Origin of the sequence: Sphingopyxis sp. C-1 (genome assembly GCF_001047015.1) — a bacterium.
GTDB lineage: Bacteria > Pseudomonadota > Alphaproteobacteria > Sphingomonadales > Sphingomonadaceae > Sphingopyxis.
Map to the genome: position 1 here is coordinate 1,176,750 of NZ_BBRO01000002.1, position 23,124 is coordinate 1,199,873.

The window sequence follows — 23,124 nt, forward strand, 5'->3', positions numbered from 1 at the left end:
CGGACGGGCAAAGGGAGAAGATGATGAACGGAGTTTCGGTGGCGCGGACGATCGCGCTGGCGCTGGCGGCCTTCACCGCGCAGGCGGCGATTGCACAGTCGCCTACGTCGGCCAATGCCGATGCGCGGCTCAAGGCGCTGTACGAGCGCGAATGGGATTGGCGCCAGCAACAGGGCTTGCGCAGCGGGCGCGGCGGCGACGGCGACGGCCCGACCCATCTGCCCAAGGTCGACGCCGCGACGCAGAAGGCGCGGCTCGATTACTGGACCAAGGCGCTCGCCGAACTCGACGCGATCCCCGTCGACCAACTTTCGCCCGAGGAAAAGATCAACGCAGCGGTGTTCCGCCAGTCGATCGAAACGATGGCGAACGACATCAAATATAAGACCTATGAGGCGCCCTTCAACGCCGACACCTTCTTCTGGTCGGGGCTGAACCCGCGCAGCGGCGGGTTCGCGACCGCGCAGGCCTATCGCAACTATATCGCCCGGATGCGCGACATCCCGCGTTTCTTCGACGAGCAGACCGCGAATATGCGCGCCGGCCTCGCGCGCGGGTTCAGCGTGCCGCAGATCGCGGTGCAGGGACGCGACGTGACGATCAAGCCGTACCTGCCCGCCGACCAGACCAACAGCTTCTACGACGCGTTCAAGGAAATGCCCTCGACGATCCCCGCCGCCGAACAGGCGTCGCTGCGCGCCGAGGGCGAGAAAGTGATCCGCGAGACCGTCGCGCCCGCCTATGCCAAACTCTACGCCTTCATCCGCGATGACTATATGAAGAAGGCGCGCACCACCCTGGCGGGTGAAAAACAGCCCGACGGCAAGGCCTTTTACCAGGCGCAGATCAAGGGTTTCACGACACTCGACCTGACCCCCGAGCAGATTCACCAGATGGGGCTCAAGGAAGTCGCGCGAATCAAGGCCGAAATGGAGCAGGTCAAGGCGAGCACCGGCTTCAAGGGCGACATGCCGGCGTTCCTGAAATTCCTGCGCACCGACCCGCAATTCTATCCCAAGACGCCGTACGAGCTGCTCGCCAAATCATCTTATGTCGCGAAGCGGATGGACGCGAAGCTGCCCGAGACGATCGGCTTCCTGCCGCGGCGCCGCTTTGCGATCCTGCCGGTACCGCCGGCGCTGGCGCCGATCTATACGGGCGGGCGCGGCGGGCTCGAAAGCTGCCTGATGAACACCTATGATCTGCCGTCGCGGCCGCTCTATACATTAACGGCGCTTACCATCCACGAATGCAATCCCGGCCACAGCTTCCAGTCGGCGGTCGCGCAGGAAGCGACGCGGCGCCCGGCCTTCCGACGCGGCACCGGTTTTTCGGGCTATGGCGAGGGGTGGGCACTCTATTGGGAATGGATGGGCAGCAAGCTTGGCATGTATGAGACGCCGTACGAGGATTTCGGCCGCCTCTCCTATGAGATGTGGCGCGCGTCGCGGCTCGTGATCGACACCGGCATCCACCATTATGGCTGGAGCCGTCAGCAGGCGCAGGACTATCTGCGCGGCAATACCGCGCTGTCCGAACATGAGATCACGACCGAGATCGACCGCTATATCGCGTGGCCCGGACAGGCGCTCGCCTACAAGCTCGGCGAGATGCTGATCCGCCGCAAGCGCGCCGAGGCCGAGGCCGCGCTCGGCGACAAGTTCGACCAGCGCAACTTCCACGATGCGATCCTCGCGCTGGGTTCGGTGCCGCTGCCGGTGCTCGAGGCGCGGCTCGACCAGTTCATCGCCGACGGCGGGGTCAACCCGCCCGGCTTTAACCCTGCGCTGCCGGAGGTCGCCAGCGCCCCTGCGTCCTGAAGAATTCCGTCATCCTGACACTGGGGCGGCCGTAGCGATGCGGTCGCCCTCTTTGTTTCAGGATGACCGGGCCGCCTGGCTCAATAAGCCAGCGCACACCCATCCGCGCGCATCTCGCTGGCCGCGGCATAGACGCGCGTCTTGCCGTCCATGCGATGTTCGACGCACTGATAGCGCCCGAAGCCGCCATCGGACTCGCCCAGAGTCCAGCCGATGTCGGCCAGTTGCCGCTGCGTCGCCGCGGGCACGCCGCTTTCGAGCCGCAGCACGCCATTGATGCCGTCATCGGGCGAATCCTCGCCCATCGTCTCGGACGACCCCTCATGGTGCCAGCGCGGCGAGTCGCCCGCCGCCTGGATCTCCAGCCCATAATCGACGCGGTTGATGACGATCTGCGCCTGGCCCTGCGGCTGCATGTCCCCGCCCATCACGCCAAAGCTCATCCACGGCACGTCGCCGCGTGCGGCGAAACCCGGAATGATCGTCTGGAACGGCCGCTTGCCCGGCGCATAAATATTGGGATGACCGTCAGCCAAGCTGAACAATTGCCCGCGATCCTGGAACATGAAGCCGAGCCCGTCGGCGACGAGTCCCGATCCCATGCCGCGGAAGTTCGACTGGATCATCGACACCATCATGCCGTCCTTGTCGGCGCAGCTGAAATAGGTGGTGTCGCCGCGGCTCGGGGCTTTCCCCGGATAGACCGGCGACAGCAAACGGTCGGGACGGATCAGCTTCGCGCGCTCGGCCGCATAATCCTTTGAGATGAGCCATTCGACCGGAACATTGGCGAAATGCGGATCGGCATAGTAACGCGCGCGATCCTCATAGGCGAGGCGCTTGGCCTCGGCCTGCAAATGGATCGACAGCGCCGACTGGAAGCCGGCGCCCTTCAGGTCGAAATTCTCGAGAATGTTCAGCATCTGCAGCGTCGCGATGCCCTGCGTATTCGCGCCGAGCGCATAGACGTCGGTGCCGCGATAACCGGTCTTGTGCGGCTCGATCCATTCCGACTTGTGCGCGGCAAGATCCTCGTAGCGCAGCCAGCCGCCGATCCGCTTGAAATAGCTGTCGATGGTCCGCGCGATCTCGCCAGAGTAGAATGCGTCGCGGCCGCCTTCGGCGATCAGGCGGAAGGTGCGCGCCAGGTCGGGGTTGCGGAACACCTGCCCCGCATTCGGTCCCTTGCCGTCATTGACGCCCCAGGTGCGCATCGCATTGTCGATTTCCTCGATCCCGCGACCGGGCTGGCGGAAATTGGCGAGCGCGCGGCGGATATAATAAGCGATCATGTCGGGCACCGGCGCGCCGGCCTCGGCATGCGCGATGACGGGTTCGAACAACTCTTTCCACGGCAGTTTTCCGTAACGCTGGTGCATCGTCCACCAGCCGTCGACAGCGCCCGGAACCGAAACGCTGATCGCGCCATAAGCGGGCAATGTCCCGCCCTTGGCGCGCGACCGCACCGTTGCGAGGTCGAGCCCGCGCGGGCTTTTCCCCGATCCCGCAAGCCCGGCGAGCTTCTTCGTCTTCGGGTCCCAGATCATTGCATAGACGTCGCCGCCGATGCCGTTCGCGGTCGGTTCGAGGAGGCCGAGGCATGCATTGATCGCGATCGCCGCATCGACCGCCGACCCGCCGCGCTTCAAAATGTCGATGCCCGCCTGCGTTGCGAGCGGATGCGCGGTGCCGGCGGCACCATGGAGACCATAGGCCGCGGTGCGCGAGGCAAAGCTCGCCCCGACCGGGCGGTCGCCGCCCTGAACGTCGGGCCGGACGAAACGGTCCTCGCCCGCCTCCCACAGCGGCGGTACCGACCCGCTCGCCTTGGGCGCGGGCTTGGGCTGGCCGCCCTGTGCGAAACCCGTGGTCGGCAGCAGTGCGGCGGCCGGAACGGCGGCAAGGAGTGTGCGACGATGCATGAATTCAAATCCTCGTGAAAAAATCATTCTGCGAGATGCGGGCGCGATAGCAAGACCGGATTTGATATACGATCGCAGGGCGCGCAACCCGGAAAGCGAAAGGGCTATGGGGCATCGCTGCACCATAGCCCTTCGTTCGTTCGGCTGGACGGGGATATCGGCCCCGGGACTTCAGATCCCCACCACCGCCTGATCGCGCCGCGCGAGGCTGCGCGCGCGGCCATAAGCGAGATAGACGAGGACGCCGAGGATGTTCCATCCGAGAAAGCGGACCAGCGTCATGCTGGGCAGGCTGAACAGCAGATAGAGGCAGCCGAGCACCGCGAGCGTGCCGACCACATAGGGCGCCGGGCAGCGGAACACGCGCGGCAGGTCGGGTGCCTTCTTGCGCAGTACCATCAGGCAGACGCCGACCGCGATGAAGGCGATCAGCGTGCCGGCATTGGCCAGTTCGGCGATTTCATCGAGGCGGAAGAAGCCGGCCACGGCCGCGACGAAGACACCCGTCACGCCGGTGACGAACACCGGCGTGCCCGTGCGTGCGGACACGCGGCTCAACGATCGCGGCAGCAGGCCGTCGCGGCTCATCACGAAGAAGACGCGGCTCTGCCCGTACATCATTACGAGGATGACCGACGGCAACGCGATGAGCGCTGCCAGCGCGACGAGGTGCGAGGCGGCCGGGTGGCCGAGCGTGCGGAGCACCAGCGCCAGCGGTTCGGGCGAATTGCCGAGCGTCGTATAATGCATCGCGCCGACCGCGCTGATCGCGACGAGCATATAGATGAGCGTGCAGATCGCCATCGACCCGATGATACCGATCGTCAGGTCGCGCTTGGGATTCTTCGTTTCCTCGGCCGAGGTCGCAACCGCGTCAAAGCCGTAAAAGGCGAAGAAGACGATCGCGGCAGCGGCCATCACTCCCTTGGTCGCGCCGCTCGCGTCGACATGGCTGGCAAAGCCATAGGGCATGAAGGGTTGGAGATTGTCGGCGTTGAAAGCGGGCGCTGCAAAGGCGACGAAGATCGACAGCGCGACAAGCTTGATGACCACGAGGATGATGTTGAGCGTCGCGCTCTCGCGCGTCCCGGCCATCAGCATGCCCGCCACGCCGAGCGCGACGAGGACCGCGGGCAGGTTGACGATGCCGCCGGCGTGCGGGCCGGACAGCAGGGCGGGCGGCAGATGGATGCCCGCCGACTGGATCCAGCCGACCAGATAGCCCGACCAGCCGACTGCGACGGTCGAACAGGCCAGCGAATATTCGAGGATCAGGCTCCACCCGACGATCCAGGCGAGCGTCTCACCGAGCACCGAATAGGTGTAGGTATAGGCGCTGCCCGATGTGGGGATCATCGTCGCGAGTTCGGCATAGGCGAGCGCGGCGCAGGCGCAGACCGCGCCCGCGATCGCAAAGGCCAGGATCACCGCGGGGCCCGCCCTCTCGGCGCCGACGCCGGTCAATGTATAGATGCCGGTCCCGACGATCGCGCCCACCCCGAGCGCGACGAGATGCGGCCAGCTCAGCGTGGCGCGCAGGCTATGCCCCGCCTCCTGCTGCGCGACCGCGATGGGCTTTACCGGCCCGAACAAACCTGATGCCACCTGTTGCTCCTCCCTTATATTGGAGCCGACGGCGGCCGGCCCCCTTTTCAGCCGTCGACGAGTTGCTGACGCAGATCGTCGAGTGTCTTGCGGATATGCGCATCGACCAGCACCGTGATCTTGCCGGCGTCGCGCGCCAGCCAGGCTTCGAGTAGCTGGTGATGTTCTTCGTTCGCGCGCTCGTCGCGTCCGAGCGGTTCGAGATGGACGCGGACATAACGTTCGGACAGCACCTGCAGGCGCTCGAGAATGCTGACTGTGATCGGCTGGCCGCACGGGCGGAACAGCGCGCGGTGAAACGCGCGGTTAAAGGCGCCGACGCCGTCGCCATGTTCGTCGGTGACATGGTCAAGCGTTTCGAGCGTTTCGATCGCGTGGGCGTGGTCGGCCTCGGTGGCGCGGAGCGCGGCGAGCGCGGTCGCCTCGGGCTCCAGCTTGATGCGCAGCTCATAAACTTCCCGCGCCTCTTCGGCGCTGAGTGGCCGGACGAAGAAGCCGCGGTTCGCCTGCGAGCGGACCAGCCCTTCCTCTTCGAGACGCGCGAGCGCCTCGCGCAGCGGTATCTTGCTGACGCCGAGTTCGGCCGCGAGTGCGTCCTGACGGATTGCATGGTCGCTGGAAACGGCACCCGAAAGGATGCGGTCGCGGACAAGGTCCACCAGCTGGTCGGACAGGTTTCTGATGATGAGGCTCATAACAGCCTCATAGCACCGAAAATCCATTCCAGAAGCTGTCAGCGTGATCGACCCAGATCGTGTTGAATCCGGTGGCGATCGCCGACCCTTCGATCGAGGGAATGATGCCCGGCGTATCACCGAGCATCGCGCTGTCCTCGACCCGGCCGATGAAGCGGCTGCAGATATAGCTTTCGTGGACGAAATGGTCGCCAACCTGCAGCCGTCCCTTGGCAACGAGCTGCGCCATCCGCGCTGACGTGCCCGTACCGCAAGGGCTGCGATCGATCGCGCGTTCGCCATAAAAGACCGCGTTGCGGCCGTCGGCGCCTTCGCCCTTGGGCCGGTCGGTCCACATGACATGGCTGATGCCACGGATACGGTCGTCAACGGGATGTACCGGTTCGTACGCGGCCTGCATCAGCGACCTTATGGTGCGGCTCAGATCGACGATCCGCGACGCACCGAGCGCCTCAAGACCGATATACGGACCCTGGGGCTCGATGATCGCGTAATAATTGCCGCCATATGCGACATCGACCTTTAGCCGGCCAAAGCCGGGGACGTCGATTTCGATGCCCTCGGCCGCGAGATAGGAGGGGACGTTGCGGATGCGCACCCACGACACACGGTCGCCCTCTGTGCCATATTCGATATCGATGATACCCGCCGGAACCTCGACGCGCAGCTTGCCGGGCACGCGCGGGGTGATCAGCCCGTTCTCGAGCCCGAAGGTGACAAGGCCGATCGTCCCGTGGCCGCACATCGGAAGGCAGCCGCTCGTTTCGATGAACAATATGCCGATGTCGCTGTCCGGCTGGGTGGGCGGGTAAAGAAACCCGCCCGACATCATGTCATGCCCGCGCGGCTCGAAGCAGAGGCTGGTCCGGATCCAGTCGAACCGATCGAGAAAATCCTGACGCCGCTCGCCCATCGACCCTCCGCGGACGAGCGGCGCGCCACCGGCGACCAGCCGGACCGGATTTCCGGCAGTGTGGCCGTCGATGCAGAAGAAAGTGTGGCGCATGGACGCTCCCTGGCCCTTTATGCCGCGATCTTGCTTGGCTGGGTCGCCGCGCATTTTTCGACCATCGCGATCACATCCTTGCGGCGCTGGCCGGCGAGCGGCAGGCGCGGCATGCGGACGCGTTCGGAGCCGCGCCCCATGATTTCTTCGGCGAGCTTGATCGACTGGACCAAATCATGATCGGCGTCGAGGTGAAGCAGCGGCATGAACCAGCGATAGATCGCCAGCGCCTCGTCATATTTGCCCTCGTTGAACGCTTCGACAAGACGGACAGATTCGGTCGGGAAGGCGCTGGTCAGGCCCGAGACCCAGCCGCTGGCGCCGAGGAACAGGCCTTCGAGCGCGACGTCGTCGAGCCCTGCCATCACCGTATAGCGGTCGCCGAAGCGGTTGAACACGTCGGTGAAGCGGCGCGGATCGGGCGCGCTTTCCTTGATCGCGACGATATTGGACACGTCGCGCAGCGCCTCGAGCGTCGCGAAATCGACGTCGACACGGTACGCGGGCGGGTTGTTATAGAGCATGATCGGCAGCGAGGTCGCTTCAGCCACCGCACGGAAATGCGCCTGCAGTTCCTCGGGCGTCGGCACATAGACCATGGCGGGGAGCAACATGATCGCATCGGCACCCAGCTTTTCGGCGTCCTTCGCATATTGGATCGCGCGCGCCGTGGTGAATTCGGACACACCGGCGACGATGGGCACGCGCCCCGCGACCGCCTCGACCGCGCCCTGGAGTATGTTGCGCTTTTCGTCGGGTTCGAGCGAATTATTCTCGCCGCACGTGCCGAGAATGATGAGCCCGGTCACCCCGTCGTCGACAAGCGCGCTCTGCACACGCTGGGTTGCATCATAATCGACCGACAGATCTTCGGCGAATTGAGTGGTAGCTGCGGGATATACGCCTTCCCACAGTGTCCTTATCACGCTCATTCATTACCTCCGTTGAAGCTTCGGATCGTATACGGTATATGATACAAGATGCCAAATGATTTTCCATCCCGCCCGTCCAACCCGCAAAATGCCGTCGTAATCGGCGGCGGCGTCGTCGGACTCGCCACCGCGATCGCGCTGCAAAAGCGTGGTATTTCAGTCATATTGATCGATTCGCCCCCGGCATCCCCTGCCGCATCATGGGGCAATGCGGGGCATATCGCCATCGAACAGGTCGAACCGCTCGCATCGCGCGCGACGATCCGCTCGATGCCGCGCCGCCTGTTCTGGCGCGGCGGGGCGTTGTCCTTGCCGTGGCGCGATATCGGCGCCTGGCTGCCCTTTTCCCTTCGGCTGGTCGCGGCGACGCGCCCCGCGCGCTTCGCGGCGGGACGAAAGGCACTTGGCGAGGTGCTTGGCGATGCGATGGGTGCGTGGCGCCGGCTGCTGAACCGAATCGGAGCAAGCGACCTCTTGATCGAGGATGGCCATTTCATCCTTTGGGAAAGCGAAGAGAGCGCCCAAGCGGGCCGCGCGCATTGGGCGACGACCGACATCGGGCAAGCGCATATGCGCGATGCAACGCCGGCCGAGCTGGAACAGTTGGCGGCACTCACCTCAGTCGCAATAGGCGGCGCGGTGCATATTTCGGGATCGGGCCAGATCGCTGACCTTGATGCGCTGGGCAGGGCGCTACGCGCCGCATTCGACGCCGCCGGGGGCTTGCGAATCGAAACGAAGATCGACCGCCTGAAGATTGAGGATGGTCGTGCCATCGCCATAGCCGCCGACGGGGCGCACCACGCCGCCGATGCAATGGTGATCGCGGGCGGCGCCGGGTCAGGGGCGCTGATGGCGTCGATCGGCCAGCGTGTGCCGATCATCGCCGAGCGTGGCTATCACATCCAGTCGGCGGATACCGGATGGCCGCAGGGCATGCCGCCGGTCGTATTCGAGGACCGGTCGATGATCGTCACCCGTTTTCGCTCGGGACTGCGCGCCGCGAGCTTCGTCGAATTCGGCCGCGGCGCCAGCCCCGCCGATCCGCGCAAATGGGCGCGGCTGCGCAGCCATGTCGCGGCGCTTGGCCTGTCATTCGGCCTGCCCGGTGCCGAATGGATGGGCGCGCGGCCGACCTTGCCCGACTATCTGCCCGCGATCGGGCGGAGCGACCGTGCAGCGAACCTTTTCTATGCGTTCGGGCACCAGCATCTGGGCCTGACCCTCGCGGCGACCACCGGCGATGCTATTGCCGCGCTGGTTACGGGCGACGCGCCGCCCTTCGATCTTTCCCCCTTCGACCTCAAGCGTTTTGGAGCCTGACATGAGCAATGGAATCGGCGGATCGACCGCCGCACAGGAACTTGCCGACATCACCCTCTGGGCGAATCGCGCCGCGCCGATCGCGGCGGCGGAACGCGAGCAGCGCATCGAAAAGGCGCGGCGGCTGATGCACGCGAACGGCGCGGATGCGCTGTTGATCGGGGCGGGCGCTAGCCTGCGCTATTTCGCCGGCATCCCGTGGGGCGCAAGCGAAAGGCTCGTCGCGATGCTCTTGCCGCGCACGGGAAAACCTATCGTGATCGCGCCCGCGTTCGAACTCGGAACGCTAGAGGCTGACCTCAAGATCGAAGTAGAATTGCGATTGTGGGAGGAAGACGAGAGCCCGTCCGCGCTCGTCGTCGGCGCTTTGCAAGACGTCGGCGCGGCGACGCTTGCGATCGATCCGGCGATGGCATTCCTGTTTGTCGACCGTATTCGGCGCGCGGGCCCTTCGCTCGATATCATCGATGGCGGCCCGATCGTCGACGGATGCCGGATGCAGAAGTCGGCGGCCGAACTCGCGCTGCTCCAACAGGCGAAGTCGATGACGCTCGAAGTGCATCGCCGCGCCGCGCGCATCCTTGCCCCCGGCATCCGCGCGAGCGAGGTAACGCGTTTCCTCGACGAAGCGCACCGTGCGATCGGGGCGCCGGCCGGCAACAGCTTCTGCATCGTCCAGTTCGGCCGTTCGACGGCGTTCCCGCATGGACTGCCGGGCGACGCCGAGTTGCGGGAGGGCGAGGTCGTGCTGATCGACGTCGGCTGCGTCATCGAAGGCTATCATTCGGACATCACGCGCACCTATGTCTTTGGCGACGCGACCGAGGAACAGCGGCATATCTGGTCGCTCGAAAAGGAAGCGCAGGCCGCGGCATTCGACGCAGCGCTGCCCGGCGAACCATGCGAGTCGGTCGACGCCGCGGCGCGCGCGGTGCTAGAAAAGGCGGGGCTCGGCCCGGATTATCGCCTGCCCGGCCTGCCGCACCGTACGGGCCACGGTATCGGGCTGTCGATCCACGAGCCCGCCTATCTGGTGCGCGGCGACACGACGCCGCTCGCGCCCGGCATGTGCTTTTCGAATGAGCCCATGATTGTCCTGCCCGACCGCTTCGGCGTCAGGCTGGAGGATCATTTCTATATGACCGAGAGCGGCGCCAAGTGGTTCACCGAACCCTCGCCCGCGATCGACCGGCCGTTCGGCTAGTCGAGCAGGGCGCGCACGTCGTCGTAGAGTTGACGCGGCACCTGTACGCCGTTCGCGAGGCTGCGCGCGCGCGCCTCGAAACGGCGCTGCGACGGTAGCCGCGCACCCTGTCCGGTGATGGCGTCGAAAACCGCCTCGGCACGTTCGATATGCTTTGCCGCCTCCGCGCCAAGGAAACCCGCGGGATCGATCGCGAGGATGAATTCGCCGCCGATCGGCGATGAACCCGCACCATCATCGAGCGCGATCGATTCGGCGCTGGTAAGATCGCCGATCAGCGGACCCGCGATCAGTTCGACCATCGTCGCAAGCGCTGATCCCTTATGCCCGCCAAAGGTCAGCATTGCGCCGTCCAGCGCCGCCTTGGCATCGGTTGTCGGGCGTCCTTCGGTATCGATGCCCCAGCCCTCGGGAATCGGCTTGCCCGCGCGGCGATGGAGTTCGATCTCGCCGCGCGCGACCGCGCTCGTCGCGAAATCGAAGACATAGGGATAATCGCCCGGGCGCGGCCACCCGAACGCTATCGGGTTCGTGCCGAACAGCGGCTTGATGCCGCCAGCGGGCGCGACCCAGGCGTGGCTGGGGGTGCAGGCGAAGGCGACAAGGCCCGCGGCTGCAACCGCCTCGACCTCGGGCCAGAGTGCCGCGAAGTGAACGCAATTATTGATCCCGAGGGCAGCTATCCCATTGTGCCGCGCCTTTTCGACGAGGGTCGGCAGCCCTTGCCCGAATGCGGTTTGCGCAAAACCGCCGCCCGCATCGACCCGGACCAGCGCGGGCGCCACATCTTGCACGATGGGCACGGCGTCCTTCACCACCTTGCCGGTCTTCAGCGTGTTGACGCAAACGAGCAGGCGATAAATCCCGTGACTCGCGCATTCGTCGCGTTCGCCAGCGACGATCGTTTCGGTCACCGCCACCACATGCTGCGGCGCAAGCCCGTGGTGCGTCAGGATTTCGCGCGACAGCGCTGCCACTTCATCCAGCGAAAGTCGGACTTTTTCGTCGTTCATGGGTGCTCTCACAGCAAATGTTCCAAGAGCCATTATAGCCGCTTGCTAAATTCGTATACTATATAATATGCTGTTGCCAAGGCGAGCGAAGACTCAGGGGAGCATGATGCAAATATGGCACGTCGATCGCCGTACCCTGCTTGCGGGCGCCGCGTCGATTGCGCTTGCCCCCGTTTTGGCTCGCGCCGCGACGGGCGCAGCATCTGCTTTCAGTCCCGCCAAACCCTTGCCGCTCTCCGCCGTCCGGCTGCTTCAATCGCCTTGGCTCGAGGCAATCGAGGGTAATCGGCGCTATCTGCACGCGCTCGAACCTGACCGACTGCTCCATAATTTCCGCACCAGCGCCGGGCTCGAACCCAAAGGAGCCGTCTATGGCGGGTGGGAAAGCGACACGATCGCCGGGCACAGCCTGGGACATTATCTGACCGCCGTATCGTTGATGTACGCTCAGACGGGTGATGAGGAATGCAAGCGGCGCGCGGACTATATCGTGGGCGAACTCGCCGCGGCACAGGCGGCGCATGGCGACGGCTATGTCGCGGGCTTCACGCGCAAGCGCGGCGATGTGGTCGAGGACGGAAAGGCGATCTTCGCCGAACTGAAACGCGGCGACATCCGTTCGATGGGGTTCGACCTCAACGGCTGCTGGGTGCCCTTTTACAACTGGCACAAATTGTTCGCCGGGTTGTTCGATGCGCAGGAACTTTGCGGCAATGCCAAGGCGCTGCCGGTCGCGACGGGGCTCGGCACCTATATCGACGGCGTATTCGCCGCGCTGAACGATCAGCAGGTGCAGCAGGTTCTCGATTGCGAACATGGCGGGATCAACGAAAGCTTCGCCGAACTGCACGCGCGGACGAAAGACCCGCGCTGGCTGCGCCTTGCCGAACGGCTGCGCCACCGCAAGGTTCTCGATCCGCTAAGCGAAGGCAGGGATTCGCTGCCTTGGATCCATGCGAATACCCAGATCCCGAAGATCATCGGCCTTGCCCGCCTGCACGAACTCACCGGCAAGGCGGGCGACGCCGATGCGGCGCGCTTCTTTTGGGAAACCGTGATCCGCGACTATAGCTATGTCATCGGCGGCAACGCGGACCGCGAATATTTCCCCGCGCCGCGGACGATCTCGAAACATATCACCGAGCAGACGTGCGAAAGCTGCAACAGCTATAATATGCTCAAGCTTACTCGCCATCTCTATGGCTGGCGGCCCGAGGCCCGGCTGTTCGATTATTATGAGCGCGCGCATACCAACCATATCCTTGCGCATCAGGACCCGGCGACGGGAATGTTCGCCTATATGGTGCCGCTCATGTCGGGGACGGCGCGTACATTCTCGAAGCCCTTCGACGATTTCTGGTGCTGCGTCGGATCGGGGATGGAAAGCCACGCCAAGCATGGCGATTCGGTGTGGTGGCAGAGCGGCGATACGCTGCTCGTGAATCTCTACATCGCATCGACCGCGACATGGGAAAGCCAGGGCGCGGCATTCCGCATGGAAACCGCCTATCCGTTCGGCGAGCGGATCGACCTGACGCTTGAAACGCTGGACCGTCCGCGCGACTTCGCGGTCGCGCTACGCATTCCGGGCTGGTGCGAAGGCGCAACGCTGACGTTGAACGACAAGCCTATGCCCGCCGGCACTCCCGGCGATTATGCCGTGATCCGCCGCCGCTGGGCCAAGGGCGATCGCATCGCGCTGACGCTGCCGATGCGGCTGCGCAGCGAAAGCGCGAATGATGATCCGTCGACCGTCGCGCTGCTCCACGGTCCCGTCGTGCTCGCCGCCGACCTCGGGCCGGCCGACCGGCCATTCGACGGGCCTGCCCCCGCGCTTGTCGCTGCCGATCTGCTCGCGGGTTTCGCGCCAGTCGATGCCGCCGCCGGGCGGTTTCGCACCACCGGCATCGCGCGGCCCGCCGACCTCAGCTTCGCGCCTTTCTTCCAACAGCGTCATCGCCGCACCGCGGTCTATTTCAAAAGCTTCGACGACGCCGGCTGGGCGCGCGAGCAGGTCGCCTTCGCTGCCGAACATGCGCGGCAGCAGGATCTCGCGCGGCGTTCGGTGGACGTGATGAACCTCGGCGAAATGCAGCCCGAGCGCGACCATGAGCTGACCGCCAAGAACAGCTATGCCGTCACCTATCGTGGACGCCACGGGCGCGATGCGCGCACTTTCGGCTTCTTCGAATATCGGGCGAAGGTGCGTCCCGGTCCGCTCGTCCTGCAGGCGACCTATTGGGGCGAAGAGCGCAACAAGCTGTTCGATATCCTCATCGACGGGACGAAGATCGTGACGCAGGCGCTCGACGGCGGGCATCCCGGCGACTTCTTCACGATCGATTATCCGATCCCGGCCGACCTGACCCGCGGCAAGGACAGCGTCATGGTTCGCTTCCAACCGGCCAATGACACGACACGTTGCGGCCCCGTTTTCGGTGTCCGCATCTTCACGCCCGCTTCGGCCCCCGAAACAACCAAAGGGACGGTCTGACGCACGCATATCTGCCAATGAAACAGGGGGTCGCAAAATGGACAGACGCTATCGACTGCTCGTCACGCTCGGGCTTGTGATATTTACGGCACCGACGCTCGCACAGGAACAGGGCGCCAAGCCCGCGGTCCACGCCAAATCGGCGATGGCCTCCTCGTCCAACCCCACGGTGACCAAGGCGATGGTCGAGGTGATGAAGAAAGGCGGCACCGCGCTCGACGCCGTGCTGACCGCGGTCCCGATGCAGGCGGTGATCGAGCCCCAGATGACGACGCTCGCGGGTGGGGTCTCGATCCTCTATTATGACGCAAAGACGAAAGAATATCATTATCTCGATGCCGAACTCGACCATACGAAGGATGCGCAGGTCGGCGGCGGTTGGGCGCAATATACCGGCGGCGGCGGCGAACGGCTGCCCGACACATCAGGCAAGCGCATCGGAATTCCCGGCACCGTCGCGGGGCTGAAGGCGGCGGCGGACCGCTTCGGGACGCTCAAATGGGCCGACTATTTCGCCCCTGCGATCAAGCTCGCCGACGATGGCTATCCGATGTATTCCTTCCTCTATGGCGAACTCGCCGAAGCGGCGCTGACGCGCCTTTCCGCCTACCCGTCGGGGCGCGAGGAATATCTGCCCGACGGCTATGTCCCGCCCGTCGGCACGATCGTGAAGCATCCGCGCCTCGCACAGGCGATGCGCCGCATTGCGGCCGAGGGGCCGTCGTACATCTACACCGGCGAATGGGCGCAACGCTTCGTCGCCGCGGTGCGCGCGACCGGCGGCGGGCTGACAGCGGAAGAGCTTGCCGGGTACAAGGCACGCTGGGAAACCCCGCTCCGTTCAACCTACAACGGTTATGAGATCATCGGCGCGCCGCCGCCGTCGACCGCCGGCACGCTGATCTCGATGGTGCTCAACGTCGCCGAAAATTACGACCTCAAGGCGCGGCCGCATTATTCGCAGTCGGCCGAGGCACTCGAACTGATCCGCCGCGCGTTCGGTTATGCCGAAACGGCGACCGATGAATTCGTGCGCGATCCGCTGAGCTATGACGTGCCGACCGAGATGCTGTTGTCGAAAGACAATGCAAAGCGCTTCGCCGCGCAGGTGACCGCCAGCTTGCCCAAACCGGCAGCAACATCGCCGCAGGCCGCAGCGACGCCGGGAGGCGCGCTCGAACTCGCGGCCGATTTCAGTACCCACGACCGCCATTCGACCGACACCAACCATCTCGTGGCGGTCGACGCGCAGGGCAACATGGCCTCGGTCACCCACTCGGTTTACGGCAGCACCTTCGCGACCGGCATGGTCGTCGACGGGATCGCGATGAACAGCGGCAACAATTTCCCCGGCAATACCGCCGGCCCCGGTCGCCGCGTCATTTCGCCCTTCCCGCCGACGATGGTCGCCAAGGACGGCAAGCCGTGGATGACGATCGGGTCGCCCGGCCTGTCGTCGCGCGCGGTGACGATCACGCTGATCAACCTGCTCGGTTACGGCATGCCGCTCGAGCAGGCGGTCGACGCGCCGCGTTTCCAGGGATCGCAGGCCGGCGTGCCGATGGTGATCGAAAGCCGCGTGACGCAAGCGGTGCGCGACGAACTCAAGACGCGTTACGGCGTCAATGTCCGCCCGACTGCCCCCTATAATTGGCACTTCGGATCGATCCAGGCGATCCAGCGCAATCCCGACGGCAGCCTGACCGGCGTTGCCGACCCCCGCCGCGCCGGCCTTGCCGCCGGCTACTGATCAACAGGAGAGAGAAGATGCGATATTTCGCCGCCGCCGCGCTGGCTGTCACCGCGCTCGCGACCGCCACCCCCGTCTTTGCACAGGCGACGACCCAATCGGCGACCGCCTCGGCCGACGCGCGGCTGAAGGCGCTTTATGACGCCGAATGGCAGTGGCGTACCAAGGAACTCGCGCTCGACCCCGACGGCGAACGCGAAGGCAGCGACCGTCTGCCGAACGTCGACGCCGCGAGCCAGGCGCGCCGCGCCGCCTATTGGGGCAACGCGCTGGCCGAGCTCAACAAAATCCCCTTCGACCAGCTCTCGCCCGAAGAGCGGATCAACGCCGAAGTATTCAAGACCGCGCTCGAGGAGTTTGCGCTCGAACAGAAATATCGCGAGTTTGAGGATCCATTCGGTTTCTGGACGTGGATCGCGCCGCGCGGCGGATTGTCGGGGGCACAGGCCTATCGCAACTATATCAAGCGCCTTGGCGACATGCCGCGCTATATCGACGAGCAGATCGTCAACATGCGCGCGGGCCTCAAGCGTGGCTTCACCAAACCGCGCGTTTCGCTTGCGGGCCGCGATGCGCCGATCGCGCCATTGGCCGACCCCAATGTCGACAAGAATCCGCTTTTCACCAGCTTCGCCGCGATCCCCGGCAATATTCCCGAAAGCGAGCGCGCCGCCCTCGTCGCCGAGGGCCGCGCCGCGGTTGCGGCGGCAGCGCCCGCTTTCGCCAAGCTCCGCGCGTTCGTGCGCGACGAATATATCCCCAACGCGCGCGTCCCGATCGCGGGGGAGGCGCTGCCCGACGGCAAGGCCTATTATGCCGCGAAAATACGCCAATATACGACGCTCGACCTGACGCCCGAGCAAATCCACGAAATCGGGGTCAAGGAGGTCGCGCGGATCGACGCCGATATGCAGGCGACGATGAAGAAGTCGGGATGGACGGGCGATTTCGCCGGCTTCCTCCACTTCCTAAAGACCGACCCGCAGTTTGCCGCCAAGTCGCCGTACGAACTGATGGCGAAATCGGCCTATGTCGCGAACAAGATCAACGGCCAGCTCAAATTCCTTGTCGGTCATCTGCCACGCTATCGCTTCACGATCCGTCAGACGCCGGACAATATCGCGCCCTTCGCGACCGGCGGCAACGGCGGGCTCGAAAGCTGTTTGATGAACACATATAACCTCCCGGCGCGGCCGCTCTATACGATCCCGCCGCTGACCGCGCACGAATGCGCACCCGGCCACAGCTTCCAGGCCGCACTCGCGCTCGAGGCGCCCGACCGGCCGCAGATCCGCCGCACCACCTATTTCTCGGGCTATGGTGAGGGCTGGGGGCTCTATACCGAATGGCTCGGCATTCAGATGGGCATTTACGAGACGCCCTATGACGAGTTCGGCCGCGAAACCTATGAAATGTGGCGCGCCGCGCGGCTTGTCGTCGACACCGGGCTGCATCACAAGGGCTGGACGCGCCAGCAGGCGCTCGATTTCATGAAAGCGCATACCGCCTTGTCGGATCATGAGGTCACGATCGAGGTCGACCGTTACATCAATGACCCGGGGCAGGCGCTTGCCTACAAGCTCGGCGAGATGCTGATCCGCCGCAAGCGCGCCGAGGCCGAAGCAAAGCTTGGCGCCAATTTCGATCAGCGCTGGTTCCACGACACGTTGCTCGGGCTAGGGTCGGTGCCGCTGCCGACGCTCGAACGCGTACTCGACGAGTGGATCGCGGGCGGGGGCAAGAACCCCAATCCCGAACCGGCCGCCTGATTTTTCCGATGAGGAGACGAATATTGCTTACCCGCACGATCCTGCTTTCGACCCTCGCTTTCCTGCCGCTTGCGCCCGCTGCGGCAGAGGCGCCCGCCGCGGCTGCCCCTTTGGCCGCGGCGGCCACGCCGGGAAGCGCTGACGCCCGGCTGAAGGCGCTCTATGAAGAGGAATGGGCGTGGCGGCAGAAAGAATTTGCCCGCCGCGTCGGCGATCCGCCCTTCACCGCCTCGGCCGACCATCTGCCGCGCGTCGATGCGGCAACGCAGGCGGCACGGCAGGCCTATTGGAAAAAGACGCTCGCCGCGCTCGATGCGATTCCGGTCGATCAATTGTCGGAGAATGAGAAGATCAACGCCGCGGTGCTGCGCACCAGCCTCGAGGCGTTCGTCGCCGAAGGCAAATATCGGACGTGGGAGATGCCGTTCAACGCCGACAGCCAGTTCTGGTCGGGGCTGAGCGCGCGCGACGCCTGGCCGTCGCTCGAAGAATATCAGCGCTACATCGGCCGCATGCGCGACATTCCCCGCTATTTCGACGAGCAGATCGTCAACATGCGGGCGGGGCTCAAGCGAGGGTTCAGCGTACCGCGTGCCTCGCTCGAAGGACGCGACGCGACGATCGCGGCCTATGTCGATACCGATCCGGCGAAAAATCCCTTCTACAGCGCCTTCGCCAAAATGCCCTCGACGATCCCTGCGGCCGATCAGGAACGGCTGCGCGCCGAAGCGCAGCAGGTGATTTCGGGGGCAGTCGCGCCCGCCTACGCCAAGCTGCTGACCTTTTTCAAAGACGAATATCTGCCGAAGGCGCGCACCACGCTCGCCGCCGAAGCGATGCCCGACGGCAAGGCTTTCTATCAGGCGCAGATCAGGGAATATACGACCACCGCGCTGACCGCCGAAGAGATCCACCAGATCGGTCTCAAGGAAGTCGCGCGGATCACCGCCGAAATGGAACAGGTGAAGGAAAAGGCCGGGTTCAAGGGCGACCTTGCTGCCTTCATCCACTTCCTGCGCACCGATCCGCAATTTTATGCGAAGACGCCCGAGGAACTGCTCGCCTTCTCGGCGCTTGTCGCGAAACGCGCCGACGGTCAGCTCAAATATACCATCGGCTTCCTGCCGCGTTACCGCTTCACCATCCTGCCGGTGCCCGACGCGATCGCCCCAACCTATACATCGGGACGCGGTGGGCTCGATGCGTGCCTGATGAACACCTATGACCTGCCTTCGCGCCCGCTGTACCAGATCCCCGCGCTGACGCTCCACGAATGCGTCCCCGGGCACAGCTTCCAGGCTGCGGTCGCGCTCGAGACGACGAAATGGCCGGCGTTCCGGCGCCAGACCTATTTCTCGGGCTATGGCGAAGGCTGGGGGCTCTATACCGAATGGCTCGGCACCAAGATGGGCATCTATCGCACGCCCTATGAGGATTTCGGACGGCTGTCGTTCGAGATGTGGCGCGCCTCGCGGCTCGTCGTCGACACCGGCGTTCATCATTATGGCTGGAGCCGCGAAAAGGCGATCGACTATCTTGCGAGCCACACCGCGCTCGCTCGCCACGATGTCGAGACCGAGATCGACCGCTATATCAGTTGGCCGGGGCAGGCGCTCGCCTACAAGCTTGGCGAAATCACGATCCGACGCCTGCGCGCCAAGGCAGAGGCCGAGTTGGGGCCAAAGTTCGACCAGCGCAAATTCCACGATACCTTCCTCGCCTTGGGGTCGGTGCCGCTGCCGGTGCTCGAACAACAGCTCGAAAAATTCATCGCCGACGGCGGCGAGGGCCCGACCGCGGTCGCGCCCTGATCCCATAAACCGACACATCCCCAGGAGAGATCCATGCGTATGAACCGCACCCCGCTTGTCGTCGCGCTCGCCGCGGCGCTCGCCTTTCCCGCCGCCGCGCAGGACAAGAATGCCGAAACCGGCAAGAGTGAAAGCGCCAAGGCCGATACGAACGAACCCGAAGAGGATATCGCGCGCGCCAGCGCCGAGGAGGATGCGCAGCCGAAACGCGGCAGCGTGACGGTCGCGGGGCGGACGATCGCTTATACCGCCACGCCTGGCACGCTCACGATCCGCAACGACGACGGGGAAGCGGTCGCGAGCATGTTCTATGTCGCCTATGTCGCCGACCGGCCCAAGGGCGCTGCGCCGCGGCCCGTGACCTTCACCTTCAACGGCGGGCCGGGATCGTCGAGCATGTGGCTGCACATGGGATCTATCGGCCCGGTGCTCGTCGAAACGCCGACCGCCGGCAGCACCGCACCCGCGCCCTATCGCATCCGCAGCAATCCCGAGACGCTGCTCGACAAGACCGACATAGTCTTCCTCGACGCCATCGGCACCGGCCTGTCGCGCCCGATCGGCAAGTCGAAGGGCCCCGAATTCTGGGGCGTCGATCAGGATATCGACGCCTTTTCACGCGGCATCATGCGCTACCTTACGATCAACGACCGATGGGACAGCCCGAAATTCCTGTTCGGCGAAAGCTATGGCACGCTGCGCGGCGCCGGCCTCGTCTATGCGCTTCAGCAACGCGGCGTCCAGATGAACGGCGTCGTCCTGCTGTCGTCGATCCTGAACTATGGCGTGCGCCAGCCGGGCTACGACCAGATCTACCTGACCTATCTGCCGACCTATGCCGCGACCGCTTGGTATCACAACCGGCTGCCCAACAAGCCCGCCGCGCTCGAACCCTTCCTGACCGAAGTGCGGCAATGGACGACGGGCCCCTACGCCTCCGCGCTCGCCAAGGGATCGGACCTCGGCGACGAGGAACGCAACGCCGTCGCGCAGCAGATGAGCGCCTATACCGGCCTGTCGGTCAAATATATCCTCGACGCCGACCTGCGCGTCGAGCTCTCGCGGTTCCGCAAGGAACTGATGCGCGACCAGAAGCGGACGGTCGGCCGGCTCGATTCGCGTTTCGTCGGCATCGACGTCGATGCAGCGGGCGAAGGCCCCGAATTCGACACGACCGACGCGGCGATCAGCGGGCCCTATGTCGGCGCGCTCAACAAATATCTGTTCGGCACGCTCGGCTACAAAACCAAACTCAGCTACCGCCCGAATTATTACGTCAAGATCGGCGGCGGCAACTGGGATCAGCGCCATCGCGCGCCGGGCGGGCGGCAGGGCGGGGCGCAGATGGCGCTCGCCAACACCGCGCTCGACCTGTCGGCGGCGATGCGCCAGAACCCCTATCTGAAAGTGCTGTCACTCAACGGCTATTACGACATGGCGACGCCCTTTTTCGGCGCCGAATATGATCTGAAGCATATGCAGATCGACCCGTCGCTGCGTCAGAACCTGACCTATCATTATTATGAATCGGGCCACATGGTCTACATCAACCCCGCGGTGATCGGGCAGTTCAAGAAGGATCTCGACGCCTTTTACGACAGCGCAACGCCGGGTGGGTGAAAGGCGACGAGTCTGGAATCCACCCCAAACACGCACCGCATCAAATTAGGCCTTTCCTACATTATCCGGCTGTGTCAGCCTTCATCCGGCTCTTTCATTTGGTGAACAAAAACGGTCGCTGCCCGGCTTGCAGGTAGCGACCACGACGGGACGTGCCGGGCGTACCCAGCACCCCGCGACTGCCAAATCGGGGCGCGCACGGGGCTGAACTTTCCTGAACTTTGGAATATAGCGCACGTCTTGCGCAGCCTCGATGCCGGATACGAACGGCGATGACAGAGGTCCGAAAATGGCCGGTTGCTGCCGTTGCAGGTGTGTGCCCCGGCGAAGGCCGGGGTCCAGAGCGCAACGAGCAGAGGTCGGCTCTCTGAAGCCCTGGGCCCCGGCCTTCGCCGGGGTGCAAATGGGAAACGACCGGTTGCCGACCAATCCTTTTTCGTCACCCCGGACTTGATCCGGGGTCCCGCTTGAAATCGAAGTCAGTCAGCGCGCCAAAAAGCGGGATCCCGGGTCAAGCCCGGGATGACGGAAGTGGGGGACGGGATGTCCGCTCCCACCCCAAAGCAGCCTCTCCCAATCAACCGCTTGCAACAAGCGCACCGTCGACACGCCGCGCGATGCCCCACGGGTTGGCGGGTTTCAGCGCCGCCGGGAGCAGGCTTTCGGGGAGGTTCTGGTAGCTGACGGGGCGCAGGAAGCGCTCGATCGCGAGCGTGCCGACCGACGTGCTCCGTCCGTCCGAGGTGGCGGGATAAGGCCCGCCATGCACCATGGCATGACACACCTCGACACCCGTCGGCCAACCATTGGCGAGGATGCGCCCGACCTTGCGCTCGATCAGCGGCAGCAGCCGCGCGGCGAGCGGCTCATCGTCGGCGTCGATCTGAAGCGTCGCGGTGAGCTGACCCTCCAGTCCGGCAATCAATGCCGCGACCTCGTCGATATCGTGGCAGCGGACAATCACAGAGGATGAGCCGAAAACCTCATGGCCAAGCGCCGCGTCGGCACGGAAACCCGCAGCATCGGTGATGAACAGCGCACCGCGTGCCGCACAAGTGCCCGATCCTTCGGCGCCGCGCGCGACAAGCTGCGTCGCTGCGTGGCGTTCGAGCGCGTCGACGCCGCTTTCGAAGCTCTTGTGAATGCCCGGCGTCAACATTGTCGCGGGCGCGATGGCCGAAAGCGCCGCGCCCGCCGCAGCGGCGAAGCGGTCGAGATCGGGGCCCTCCAGCGCGATCAACAGGCCGGGATTGGTGCAGAATTGTCCGGCGCCCATCGTGAGCGACTGGGCGAAAGCCTCGCCCAGCGCCTCGGCCCGGTTCTGGAGCGCGGCGGGGAAAAGGACGACCGGATTGATGCTGCTCATCTCGGCATAGACCGGAATCGGTTCGGCGCGCGCGGCGGCGATCTGCATCAGCGCAAGCCCGCCTCCGCGGGAGCCGGTAAAGCCGACCGCCTTGATCCGCGGATCGGCGACGAGTGCGCCGCCCAGCGCGTTCGACGGGCCGGGCAGATAGGAGAAGACGCCTTCGTGGAGCCCGCAGCCTGCGACCGCGGCGCGGATCGCGCGTGCGACAAGCTCGCCCGTCCCGGGATGCGCCGGGTGCCCCTTGACCACCACCGGACAGCCCGCGGCAAACGCCGAGGCGGTGTCGCCGCCGGCGACCGAGAAAGCGAGCGGAAAGTTGCTTGCGCCGAACACCGCGACGGGGCCCAGCGCGACATGACGGCGCCGCAGGTCGGGCCGCGGCAGCGGTGCGCGATCCGGCATGGCGGGGTCGATCGTCGCGTGCAGCCAGTCGCCCGCACGGACGAAGGCGGCGAACATGCGGAGCTGGCCCATGGTGCGGCCGCGCTCGCCTTCGAGCCGTGCGCGCGGCAGGCCGCTCTCGGCCATCGCGCGTTCGATCAGCTCGTCGCCGATCGCGGCAATGCCGTCGGCAATGGCTTCGAGAAAGGCGGCGCGCGCCTCTAGTGTGGTTTCGGAAAAGCTGGCGAAAGCCGCATCGGCCAGCGCGCAGGCGCGTTCGACGTGGCTCGCGTCCGCCGCGCCAAACGGCGGCTCGATCTTCTGTCCGGTCGACGGATCGATCGCGACGAAGGTCTCGGTTCCGCTATCTTCGGCCGCGCCGACGAAAATCGAGCCATCTATCATTTGCA

The 23,124-nt window shown here is 65.0% G+C and carries 15 protein-coding genes; 8 read left to right on the forward strand and 7 right to left on the reverse strand.

The window, feature by feature from the left end:
• The first annotated feature begins 23 nt into the window (after positions 1-23).
• Positions 24-1,820: a DUF885 family protein gene (locus SC1_RS20315; RefSeq protein WP_062187080.1), complete on the forward strand. Its 1,797-nt coding sequence runs from the start codon at positions 24-26 to the stop codon at positions 1,818-1,820.
• 80 nt (positions 1,821-1,900) lie between these two features.
• Here SC1_RS20315 and SC1_RS20320 read toward each other — a convergent pair whose 3' ends face one another.
• The 5 genes from SC1_RS20320 to SC1_RS20340 all read right to left on the reverse strand — a co-directional run bounded on the left by SC1_RS20320 (position 1,901) and on the right by SC1_RS20340 (position 7,980).
• Positions 1,901-3,742, reverse strand: a complete 1,842-nt coding sequence (locus tag SC1_RS20320) for a gamma-glutamyltransferase family protein (protein ID WP_062186407.1) — start codon at positions 3,740-3,742, stop codon at positions 1,901-1,903.
• A 171-nt stretch (positions 3,743-3,913) separates the two neighbouring features.
• On the reverse strand, positions 3,914-5,347 hold the full coding sequence (locus SC1_RS20325; protein ID WP_062186409.1) for an amino acid permease: 1,434 nt from the start codon (positions 5,345-5,347) through the stop codon (positions 3,914-3,916).
• A 47-nt stretch (positions 5,348-5,394) separates the two neighbouring features.
• On the reverse strand, positions 5,395-6,042 hold the full coding sequence (locus tag SC1_RS20330) for a GntR family transcriptional regulator (RefSeq protein WP_062186412.1): 648 nt from the start codon (positions 6,040-6,042) through the stop codon (positions 5,395-5,397).
• Positions 6,043-6,049: 7 nt separating this feature from the next.
• Positions 6,050-7,048, reverse strand: coding sequence for a 4-hydroxyproline epimerase (locus tag SC1_RS20335; protein WP_062186414.1), 999 nt, complete (start codon positions 7,046-7,048; stop codon positions 6,050-6,052).
• Positions 7,049-7,065: 17 nt separating this feature from the next.
• Positions 7,066-7,980 (reverse strand): dihydrodipicolinate synthase family protein, encoded by a 915-nt coding sequence (locus tag SC1_RS20340; RefSeq protein ID WP_062186416.1) that lies wholly within the window; start codon positions 7,978-7,980, stop codon positions 7,066-7,068.
• Positions 7,981-8,028: 48 nt separating this feature from the next.
• Between SC1_RS20340 and SC1_RS20345 the strand changes: the two genes are divergently transcribed.
• Both SC1_RS20345 and SC1_RS20350 read left to right on the forward strand, forming a co-directional pair.
• Complete coding sequence (locus tag SC1_RS20345) at positions 8,029-9,303, forward strand: FAD-binding oxidoreductase (protein ID WP_062186418.1); 1,275 nt, start codon at positions 8,029-8,031, stop codon at positions 9,301-9,303.
• Between the two features lies 1 nt (position 9,304).
• Positions 9,305-10,507 carry a Xaa-Pro peptidase family protein gene (locus tag SC1_RS20350; protein ID WP_062186420.1) on the forward strand — a complete coding sequence of 401 codons (1,203 nt, stop codon included), beginning with the start codon at positions 9,305-9,307 and terminating at the stop codon, positions 10,505-10,507.
• On the opposite strand, the gene SC1_RS20355 is transcribed toward SC1_RS20350, so the two are convergent.
• On the reverse strand, positions 10,504-11,520 hold the full coding sequence (locus SC1_RS20355; protein WP_083436021.1) for an Ldh family oxidoreductase: 1,017 nt from the start codon (positions 11,518-11,520) through the stop codon (positions 10,504-10,506). The two genes, SC1_RS20350 and SC1_RS20355, sit on opposite strands and share 4 nt — an antisense overlap.
• Before the next feature lie 106 nt (positions 11,521-11,626).
• On the opposite strand from SC1_RS20355, the gene SC1_RS20360 reads away from it, so the two are divergent.
• The 5 genes from SC1_RS20360 to SC1_RS20380 are packed head-to-tail and all read left to right on the forward strand — an operon-like array spanning position 11,627 to position 20,964.
• On the forward strand, positions 11,627-14,014 hold the full coding sequence (locus SC1_RS20360; protein WP_152682499.1) for a glycoside hydrolase family 127 protein: 2,388 nt from the start codon (positions 11,627-11,629) through the stop codon (positions 14,012-14,014).
• 37 nt (positions 14,015-14,051) lie between these two features.
• On the forward strand, positions 14,052-15,764 hold the full coding sequence (locus SC1_RS20365; RefSeq protein ID WP_062186424.1) for a gamma-glutamyltransferase family protein: 1,713 nt from the start codon (positions 14,052-14,054) through the stop codon (positions 15,762-15,764).
• A 17-nt stretch (positions 15,765-15,781) separates the two neighbouring features.
• On the forward strand, positions 15,782-17,533 hold the full coding sequence (locus SC1_RS20370; protein ID WP_062186426.1) for a DUF885 family protein: 1,752 nt from the start codon (positions 15,782-15,784) through the stop codon (positions 17,531-17,533).
• Positions 17,534-17,541: 8 nt separating this feature from the next.
• Positions 17,542-19,344, forward strand: a complete 1,803-nt coding sequence (locus SC1_RS20375) for a DUF885 family protein (RefSeq protein WP_062186428.1) — start codon at positions 17,542-17,544, stop codon at positions 19,342-19,344.
• 33 nt (positions 19,345-19,377) lie between these two features.
• Positions 19,378-20,964, forward strand: coding sequence for a S10 family peptidase (locus SC1_RS20380; protein WP_062186429.1), 1,587 nt, complete (start codon positions 19,378-19,380; stop codon positions 20,962-20,964).
• 577 nt (positions 20,965-21,541) lie between these two features.
• On the opposite strand, the gene SC1_RS20385 is transcribed toward SC1_RS20380, so the two are convergent.
• A complete protein-coding gene (locus SC1_RS20385; RefSeq protein ID WP_062187084.1) occupies positions 21,542-23,119 on the reverse strand; it encodes an aldehyde dehydrogenase (NADP(+)) in 1,578 nt (525 codons plus the stop codon).
• Positions 23,120-23,124: the final 5 nt, after the last annotated feature.

Excerpts from the sequence above, each read along its gene's own strand:
- SC1_RS20315 (WP_062187080.1), top strand. The coding sequence starts at position 24 with ATGAACGGAGTTTCGGTGGCGCGGACGATCGCGCTGGCGCTGGCGGCC.
- SC1_RS20320 (WP_062186407.1), bottom strand. The coding sequence starts at position 3,742 with ATGCATCGTCGCACACTCCTTGCCGCCGTTCCGGCCGCCGCACTGCTG.
- SC1_RS20330 (WP_062186412.1), bottom strand. The coding sequence starts at position 6,042 with ATGAGCCTCATCATCAGAAACCTGTCCGACCAGCTGGTGGACCTTGTC.
- SC1_RS20335 (WP_062186414.1), bottom strand. The coding sequence starts at position 7,048 with ATGCGCCACACTTTCTTCTGCATCGACGGCCACACTGCCGGAAATCCG.
- SC1_RS20340 (WP_062186416.1), bottom strand. The coding sequence starts at position 7,980 with ATGAGCGTGATAAGGACACTGTGGGAAGGCGTATATCCCGCAGCTACC.
- SC1_RS20345 (WP_062186418.1), top strand. The coding sequence starts at position 8,029 with ATGCCAAATGATTTTCCATCCCGCCCGTCCAACCCGCAAAATGCCGTC.
- SC1_RS20350 (WP_062186420.1), top strand. The coding sequence starts at position 9,305 with ATGAGCAATGGAATCGGCGGATCGACCGCCGCACAGGAACTTGCCGAC.
- SC1_RS20355 (WP_083436021.1), bottom strand. The coding sequence starts at position 11,520 with ATGAACGACGAAAAAGTCCGACTTTCGCTGGATGAAGTGGCAGCGCTG.
- SC1_RS20360 (WP_152682499.1), top strand. The coding sequence starts at position 11,627 with ATGCAAATATGGCACGTCGATCGCCGTACCCTGCTTGCGGGCGCCGCG.
- SC1_RS20365 (WP_062186424.1), top strand. The coding sequence starts at position 14,052 with ATGGACAGACGCTATCGACTGCTCGTCACGCTCGGGCTTGTGATATTT.
- SC1_RS20370 (WP_062186426.1), top strand. The coding sequence starts at position 15,782 with ATGCGATATTTCGCCGCCGCCGCGCTGGCTGTCACCGCGCTCGCGACC.
- SC1_RS20375 (WP_062186428.1), top strand. The coding sequence starts at position 17,542 with ATGAGGAGACGAATATTGCTTACCCGCACGATCCTGCTTTCGACCCTC.
- SC1_RS20380 (WP_062186429.1), top strand. The coding sequence starts at position 19,378 with ATGCGTATGAACCGCACCCCGCTTGTCGTCGCGCTCGCCGCGGCGCTC.
- SC1_RS20385 (WP_062187084.1), bottom strand. The coding sequence starts at position 23,119 with ATGATAGATGGCTCGATTTTCGTCGGCGCGGCCGAAGATAGCGGAACC.